Below are 7,199 nucleotides of genomic sequence, written 5' to 3'. Positions count from 1 at the left end.
CCTTCTGTGGCCCGGGGTTTTCCGGGCGGCTCTCGCTGCCCCCGCCCTCCGCCCGGGCGCCGCCCCCCGGGGGGGGGGGGGGGGGCCGCCCCCCCCCCCCCCCCACTGCCGTGACCCCGACTGTTATCCCCGTCGGGTGCCGGGTAAGGTAAGGGTAACCTCAGCGATCAATGACGATGAGGTTTCCCTATCAATCCCGTCCGGGGGTGACCGCGTGTACGTCTGCTCATGCTTCGGCATCACCGAGCAGCAGGTGCGGGCGCATGCCGAGAGCGGTGCGTGCACCCCTCGCCAGATAGCCTCCGCCAGCAAGGCGGGCACCGACTGCGGCTCCTGTGTACGCCGGATCCAGGCGCTTCTCGGGCGGGGCGCGGGATGCCCCCGGCGCGCGGTCCTCGACCAGCTCGGCGCGGACGGCGCGGCCACCGCGCTGGCCGCGGAGCAGCCCGCCGTGCCCGAGCCCCTGCCGGCCGCCGAGGCGGCCTGACGCCACGGGCTCCGGCCTTCCGTCGGGCGTGCCGGGGTGTCCGCGCCGTCGGTGGCGGCGCGAGTCCCGGGCCGGGGCGACCTAGCTGTCCGGCTGCTCGATGAGCTGGGCGATGTACAGCGGCTCACCCAGTTTCTCGATCAGCTCAAGCTGCGTGTCGAGATAGTCGATGTGCTGTTCCTCGTCTTCGAGGATGCTCTCGAAGATGTTCGCCGAGGTGATGTCGCCCTTGGCCCGCATGACCTCAATGCCCCGGCGCAGGCGGTCGATCGCCTCCACTTCGACCTGGCGGTCGGCCTGGAACATCTCGGTCACCGTCTGTCCCACCCGGACGTGGAACAGTCGTTGGTAGTTGGGCAGGCCCTCCAGGAACAGAATCCGGTCGGTCAGCACCTCGGCGTGCTTCATCTCGTCGAACGACTCGTGGCGGGTGTACTTCGCGAGCTTGGTCCAGCCGAAGTTCTCCTGCATTTTCGCGTGCAGGAAGTACTGGTTGATCGCGGTGAGCTCACCGGTGAGCTGCTCGTTGAGAAATTCGATGACCTCGGGGTCGCCCTGCATCGCAGAGACTCCTTCCAATCCAAGCGGGAACGGGAGTTCGCGCGCATCCTCGCACCGCGCCGGCGACACCGTCCAGTAAGTGCATGCTTAGTATGAGTTGCCCGAATAGCAGAGCCGCTGGTCACGAGCACACCCCACGGTCTGACACCATGGAGGCATGGGTCAGCCGGAAAGCCGTGAAGGGGAGCAGGGACAGCTACCTCCGGGACAACGGCTCCAACGGGGCTGGCCGGTCACCCACTACGGCCCGGTGCCCAGGTTTCGCCCTGACCGCTGGGAGTTTCGGGTATTCGGCGCGACCGCCGACGGGGACAAGCACTGCTGGAACCACGAGGAATTCGCGGCCCTTCCGTACTCCACCGTCGAAGCCGATATGCACTGCGTGACGAAGTTCAGCATGCTGGGCGCCGAGTGGGGCGGCGTAGCGGCCCGACTGTTCCTGGAACTCGCTCCACCGGCCGATGACGTCACCCATGTGATGGTGTGGGCGGAATACGGATTCAGCTCGAATCTGCGCCTCGCGGATTTCGCTGCCGAGCGCACGATTTTCGCCACGCACAAGGGCGGCGAACCGCTGACCGCCGAGCACGGATTTCCGGTCCGTCTCGTCGTGCCCCAGCTCTACGCGTGGAAGGGCCCGAAATGGGTGCGCGGCGTGGAGTACATGACGGCCGACCGGCGCGGTTTCTGGGAGGAGCGCGGTTACCACAACCTCGGCGACCCCTGGCGTGAGCAGCGCTACTCCTACCAGGAGGAGCCGGGCGACGGCCCCGAGCTGTGACCGAGGGGCCCCGCCCGGGCTCGCCGCGCGTCAGCCGGCGCGGAGCTCCTTGAGCCGGGCCACGTCCGCCGCGTGCCCCTCCTTGCCGCCCGGCGTCTCGATCACCAGCGGCACGCCGTCGGTGGCCGGATGGGTGAACAGCTCGCCGAACGCGTCGGCGCCGATGTGCCCGGCGCCGATGTTCGCGTGCCGGTCCCTGTGGGCGCCCACGACGTCCTGGGAGTCGTTCGCGTGGATCAGCCTCAGCCGCCCCCGGCCCACCACCTCGACCAGCTCGTCCAGCAGGGCCTTGGTGCCGCCCGGGGCCGCCATGTCGTGTCCGGCGGCGAACGCGTGGCAGGTGTCCAGGCACACGCCAAGGCGTGGGTGCCGGTCGAGCGCGTCGAAGTAGGGCCCCAGATCCTCGGCCAGCGCGCACAGCGACGCGCCCTGCCCCGCCGTCGGCTCCAGCAGCAGCCACGGGTCGTCCTCGTGCGTCAGCTCGTCCAGCAACGGCAGCATCCGCTCTCTGACCTGCGCGAGCGCCACCTCGCGCGGCCGGCCACCGGTGGCCGAACCGGTGTGCACGACCACCCCGAGCGCCCCGATGGCCCGGCCCCTGCGCAGCGAGTGCCGCAGCGAGTCCACCGACTTCTCGGCCGTCGCCTCGGTGTGCGAGCCGAAGTTGATCAGATACGGGGCGTGGACGTACGCCGGAAGGGACTCGGCGGCACACGCCGCGCGGAACTCCTCGTCCTGACGCGGATCGCCGGACGGCGTCGCCCAGCCGCGCGGGTTGGCGACGAAGACCTGGACGGTCTCGGCGCCCAGGTCACGGGCGTACGACAGGCCCACGGAGGCGAGCCCACCGGCGACGGGGACGTGACCGCCGACGGGATTGCGGGTGCGGATGGCAGACGTGCTCACCCACCCAGGGTGCCAGGCGGGTCCGCCGCGCGGGGCGCCGGCCCGGGTGGCGTGGACCACCCGGACCGGCCGCGCGGCGGGCCGGAGGCGGACGACGTCCGCCGTGTCAGCGGACCCGCAGAGTGATCTTGCTGCCCTTCGGCGCCTCGTCGCCGCCGTCGACCGACTGGTCGAAGACCGTGTCGCCGAAGAAGAAGCGATTGACGCCGACCTCGAAGCCCACGTCCTCCAGCTTCTCCCTGGCGTCGTCGAGGCTGTCGCCCTCGACGTCGGGCACCTCGATCATCTCCTGACCCTTGGACACGGTCAGCGTGATCGTGTCGCCCTCGGCCACGCGCGAGTCCCCGGGCGGGTTCTGCAGGGCGACGCTGTCCTCGTCCTCGTCCGAGAACACCCGCTCCTCGGCGACCCTGACCTCCAGACCGGCGTCCCGCAGCTCGCTCTCGGCGTCCTCCAACGTGTCGCCGACGACGTCCGGCAGGTCGACGGGCGCTCCCTTGCTCACCACGACCGCGACGGCCGAGTCCGGGCGGCGTTCCGTGCCCGCCTTGGGCTCCGAGCCCAGCACGTCCCCGCGCCGCGTCTCCTCGCTGAACCGCCTGGTCACCTTGCCCAGGCTCAGCCCGGCGTCCTCGATCTTCTTCCGGGCGTCCTTCAGCGGCATGCCGGCCACGTTCGGCACCTCGGCGGTCTCCGTGCCGCGCGAGACGGTGAGGGTGACCGTGCCGGTGTTGCGGATGCGGGCGTTGCTCTTCGGGTGGGTCGAGATGACCCGCCCCTCGTCCACGACGTCACTGAAGTCGCGCTTGATCCGCACGTCCAGCCCCGCGTCCCGGACCTTCTTCTCGGCCTGCTCCTGCTCCATGCTCAGCACCGCCGGCACGTGCGTGAACTGGCCGGAGTTGATGTACCAGACACCGAGCCCGATACCGAAGACCAGCAGCAGCGCCGTCAGCGACATCAGGATCGGCCGGCGCGGCATGCGCAGCCCGCCCGGCCGGCGGCGCGGAGCCCGGGGCGGGGCCTCGTCGTTGACCGGGCGTTCGGGCAGCAGTCGGGGGCGCAGCACGCGGGTGTGGCTGGTCGTCCCGGAGTCGTCGGCCCCGCCCGGCTCGGGAAGCGGCGTCGGCTGGCGCCGGGTGTGCGCGGCCCGCGCGGCGGCGGCCCGGGGGATCACGCTCGTACGGTCCTCGGGGCCGCTGCCCTTGCGTGGCACCGGGGCGTCCAGCGTGCCGGCCTTGGCCCGGGGCGGCGCGACGTCGAGCTGCGCGTCGGTCAGGCCCGAGCGGGCGGTGCGCAGCAGGCCCAGCAGCTCCACGGCGCCGGCCGGGCGTAGCTCGGGGTCGCGCGCGGTCGCGCCGGCCACCAGCTCGTCCAGCTCGGGCGCGAGGCCGGGAACGCCGCGCGAGGGGGGCGGCACGTCCTCGTGCAACTGCTGGTAGAGCACCTGCGCCGGGGTGGTGCCGGTGTGCGGCTTGGCGCCGGTCAGCATCTCGTACAGGACCACGCCGCAGGCGTACACGTCCGCGCGGGTGTCGGCCGTGCCGTGCTCGATCTGCTCGGGGGCCAGGTAGGAGACGGTGCCGAGGACCGCGCCGGTGGAGGTGTTCGTCGCCGCGTCCAGCGTGCGCACCAGCCCGAAGTCGGCGACCTTGACCCGGCCGTCGTCGCCGATCAGCACGTTCTCCGGCTTCATGTCGCGGTGCACGAGCCCGGCCAGGTGCGCGGCGCCCAGGGCAGCCAGGATCGGCTCCGCGACGTCCAGGGCGATGCGTGGCTGGAGGGCCCCGCGCTCGCGCAGGACGTCGCGCAGGGTGCACCCGGCCACGTACTCCATCGCGAGGTAGACGTACGTGCCGTCGGTGCCCTGGTCGAAGACGCCCACCACGTTGGGGTGGTCGAGCCGGGCCACGGACTTGGCCTCCCGGATGAACCGCTCGACGAACGCGTCGTCGGTGGCCAGCGTCGGATGCATCACCTTGAGCGCGAGCACGCGGTCCAGCCGGGTGTCGACGGCCCGGTAGACCGTCGCCATGCCGCCGACGGCGATCCGCGCCTCGATCCGGTAGCGGCCGTCGAGTACCTGCCCGACGAGCGGGTCCTGCAGGGTCGTATCCACGACAGGGAAGTCTACGAGCCGGGCACGACACGCGAACTCACCAGCGTCGCCACCGGCGGCGACTGAAGCCGAACGGTGACCGTCAGCGCCCGGCCGACAGCGCGCGGCCGGCCCGGCGCCGCCGGTGGGCGCCGGGCCCGCCGTCCGGGTCGCTAGTCGAACGCGGGCCGCTCCGGATCGAAGTCCGCCCGGCCCTCGGTGGGGGAGGACGCCCGCGCGAAGTGCCGGCGTGGGATACGCCCCGCGCGACTGGCCAGCCGGCCGGCCGCGACCGCGTACCGCATCGCCTCGGCCATCAGCTCGGGCTCCTGCGCGCGGGTCACCGCCGAGGCCAGCATGACGGCCGTACAGCCCAGCTCCATCGCGAGCGCGACGTCGGAGGCGGTGCCGGCGCCCGCGTCGAGGATCACCGGCACCCCCGCCCGCTCGGCGATGAGCTCGAAGTTGTGCGGGTTACGGATGCCCAGCCCGGAGCCGATGGGAGAGCCGAGCGGCATGATCGCCGCGCAGCCCACGTCCTCCAGCCTCCGCGCCAGCACCGGGTCGTCGTTGGTGTACGGCAGCACGGTGAACCCGTCGTCCACCAGCGTCTCGGCCGCGTCCAGCAGTTCGATGGGATCGGGCAGCAGCGTGCGCTCGTCAGCCACCACCTCCAGCTTGACCCACTCCGTGCCCAGCGCCTCGCGCGCGAGGCGGGCCGTGAGCACCGCCTCGCCGGCGGTGAAGCAGCCCGCGGTGTTCGGCAGCACCTGGATGCCCAGCCGGTCGAGCACGGACAGGACGGAGCCCTGCACACTCGGGTTCAGGCGGCGCATCGCGACGGTGGTGAGCTGGGTCCCGGAGGCGATCAGCGCGCGCTCCAGGATCTCCAGGCTGGGCGCCCCACCGGTGCCCATGATCAGCCGGGAGGCGAACTCCCGGTCGCCGATCCGCAGCGGGTCGGCGACGGGCAGGAACCCGGTCACGCCGGGCGCGGCGGGCGTGCCGGTGGTGGCGGGTGCGCCGGCCGGGTCGTACGGGCCGTCGGCGGCCGGCGCTCCGGATAGGTGGGACGTGTCCGGGGAGCCGGGCGGGGCACCGGTGCCCGGCGGGGCGGGGAGGGGCTGGTGCTGGTCGAGGGCGGGGTGGGACATGAGGGACGGATCAGCCTCCCTGTACGGCGGTGAGCACCTCGACGCGGTCCTGGGCGGACAGCGCGGTGGCGGGCCACTGCCCGCGCGGGACGACCGTCTCGTTGACGGCGGCGGCGACGCCGCCCGGCGCGGTGGTCAGCGTGGCGACGAGCTGGTCGAGCGTGATGCCCTCGGGCACCTGCCGGGGCTCGCCGTTGACGGAGACGGTGAGGGGAACGGAGACGGTCATGGCGTGCTTCTCCTGGGTACGTCGGTCGGCCGGGCGGGCGGGGCGGTCCGCCCGCGCGCCGGGGCCGGCGCGGGCCCGGTGGGCACGGCCGGCGCGGGGCGCGCGAGCGGTGACGTGCTCGTGCTGCCGGTGCGCGGTGCGGGCTCGGCACGGACGGACCCGTCACCGGGCGGTGCGCCGGCCGCGCTGGTCGCGCGACCGGCGTGCGGGTCCGGGGCGGTGGGCGGGTGCGCCGTCGGGGCGGGCGTCGGCGGCGCGGGCGCCGTCGGGGCGTAGCGCTGGGGCGTGAACGCCCGGGCGTACGCGGGCAGTTCGCCCGTGGTCAGCACCTCGGCCAGGACGTCGCCGGTCACCGGGGTCAGCAACACGCCGTTGCGGTGGTGGCCGGTGGCCAGGACCAGGCCGGGTAGTCGGCTCGGGCCCAGCAGCGGCGCGTTGTCGGGCGAGCCGGGACGCAGCCCGGCCATGGTTTCCACGAGCTCCAGTTCGCTGCTGCCAGGCAGCACCTCGTGCGCGTCCCGCAGCAGTTCGTACAGGCCGCCGGCGGTGACCGCGGTGTCCCAGCCGAGCTCCTCGGTGGTCGCGCCGACGATGAGCTCGCCGTTCTCGCGGGGGACGAGATAGACGTGCCCGCCGCGCACCACGGCCCGTACGGTGCGCGAGAGGAACGGGCCGGCGGCGGCCAGGGCGGCCGGCACGCGCAGGCGCAGCACCTGCCCCTTGACGGGGCGCACCGGCGGCACCGCGTACGCCGGCAGCCCGGCGAGCCGGCCGCTGAGGCTGCCGCCCGCGAGCACGACCCGATCCGCCGCGACCCGGGTGCCGTCGGCGAGCACGGCGCCCGTCGCGCGCTGGTCAGCCCCGGCGTCCGCGACGCCGGCCCCGTCGGCGACGTGCTCCGCGCCGCCTGGCCAGCCGCCCCCGCCGGACGCGCTCCCGTCCCCGGGCCAGGCCCCGGACCCGCTGCCGGACCCGCGACCGGT

At 73.5% G+C, this 7,199-nt stretch carries 7 protein-coding genes and 1 pseudogene; 2 read left to right on the top strand and 6 right to left on the bottom strand.

The window, feature by feature from the left end; all coding sequences use genetic code 11:
* Positions 1 to 214: 214 nt before the first annotated feature.
* Positions 215 to 487 (top strand): bacterioferritin-associated ferredoxin, encoded by a 273-nt coding sequence (locus tag ACFVFR_RS13600; RefSeq protein WP_383700771.1) that lies wholly within the window; start codon positions 215 to 217, stop codon positions 485 to 487.
* 81 nt (positions 488 to 568) lie between these two features.
* Here the strand turns inward: ACFVFR_RS13600 and bfr are convergent, their stop codons facing one another.
* Positions 569 to 1,048, bottom strand: a complete 480-nt coding sequence (gene bfr, locus ACFVFR_RS13595; RefSeq protein WP_383700769.1) for a bacterioferritin — start codon at positions 1,046 to 1,048, stop codon at positions 569 to 571.
* 157 nt (positions 1,049 to 1,205) lie between these two features.
* On the opposite strand from bfr, the gene ACFVFR_RS13590 reads away from it, so the two are divergent.
* On the top strand, positions 1,206 to 1,829 hold the full coding sequence (locus tag ACFVFR_RS13590) for a sulfite oxidase-like oxidoreductase (protein ID WP_383700767.1): 624 nt from the start codon (positions 1,206 to 1,208) through the stop codon (positions 1,827 to 1,829).
* A 30-nt stretch (positions 1,830 to 1,859) separates the two neighbouring features.
* Here ACFVFR_RS13590 and ACFVFR_RS13585 read toward each other — a convergent pair whose 3' ends face one another.
* The 5 genes and pseudogenes from ACFVFR_RS13585 to ACFVFR_RS13565 form a co-directional block, all read right to left on the bottom strand.
* The gene (locus ACFVFR_RS13585) at positions 1,860 to 2,735 is read right to left on the bottom strand and encodes a deoxyribonuclease IV (protein ID WP_383700765.1); all 876 of its coding nucleotides are present in this window, start codon (positions 2,733 to 2,735) and stop codon (positions 1,860 to 1,862) included.
* A 106-nt stretch (positions 2,736 to 2,841) separates the two neighbouring features.
* On the bottom strand, positions 2,842 to 4,854 hold the full coding sequence (gene pknB / locus ACFVFR_RS13580; RefSeq protein ID WP_383700763.1) for a Stk1 family PASTA domain-containing Ser/Thr kinase: 2,013 nt from the start codon (positions 4,852 to 4,854) through the stop codon (positions 2,842 to 2,844).
* 152 nt (positions 4,855 to 5,006) lie between these two features.
* Positions 5,007 to 5,750, bottom strand: coding sequence for a thiazole synthase (locus ACFVFR_RS13575; protein WP_383701044.1), 744 nt, complete (start codon positions 5,748 to 5,750; stop codon positions 5,007 to 5,009).
* Between the two features lie 247 nt (positions 5,751 to 5,997).
* Positions 5,998 to 6,216 carry a sulfur carrier protein ThiS gene (gene thiS, locus ACFVFR_RS13570; RefSeq protein ID WP_383700761.1) on the bottom strand — a complete coding sequence of 73 codons (219 nt, stop codon included), beginning with the start codon at positions 6,214 to 6,216 and terminating at the stop codon, positions 5,998 to 6,000.
* 257 nt (positions 6,217 to 6,473) lie between these two features.
* Positions 6,474 to 7,070 (bottom strand): annotated as a pseudogene (locus ACFVFR_RS13565) (FAD-dependent oxidoreductase); the annotation flags it as partial.
* Positions 7,071 to 7,199 lie beyond the last annotated feature (129 nt).

Source organism: Streptomyces sp. NPDC057702 (genome assembly GCF_042799315.1).
Taxonomy (GTDB): Bacteria; Actinomycetota; Actinomycetes; order Streptomycetales; family Streptomycetaceae; genus Streptomyces.
This window is presented reverse-complemented; position numbering and strand designations above follow the sequence as displayed.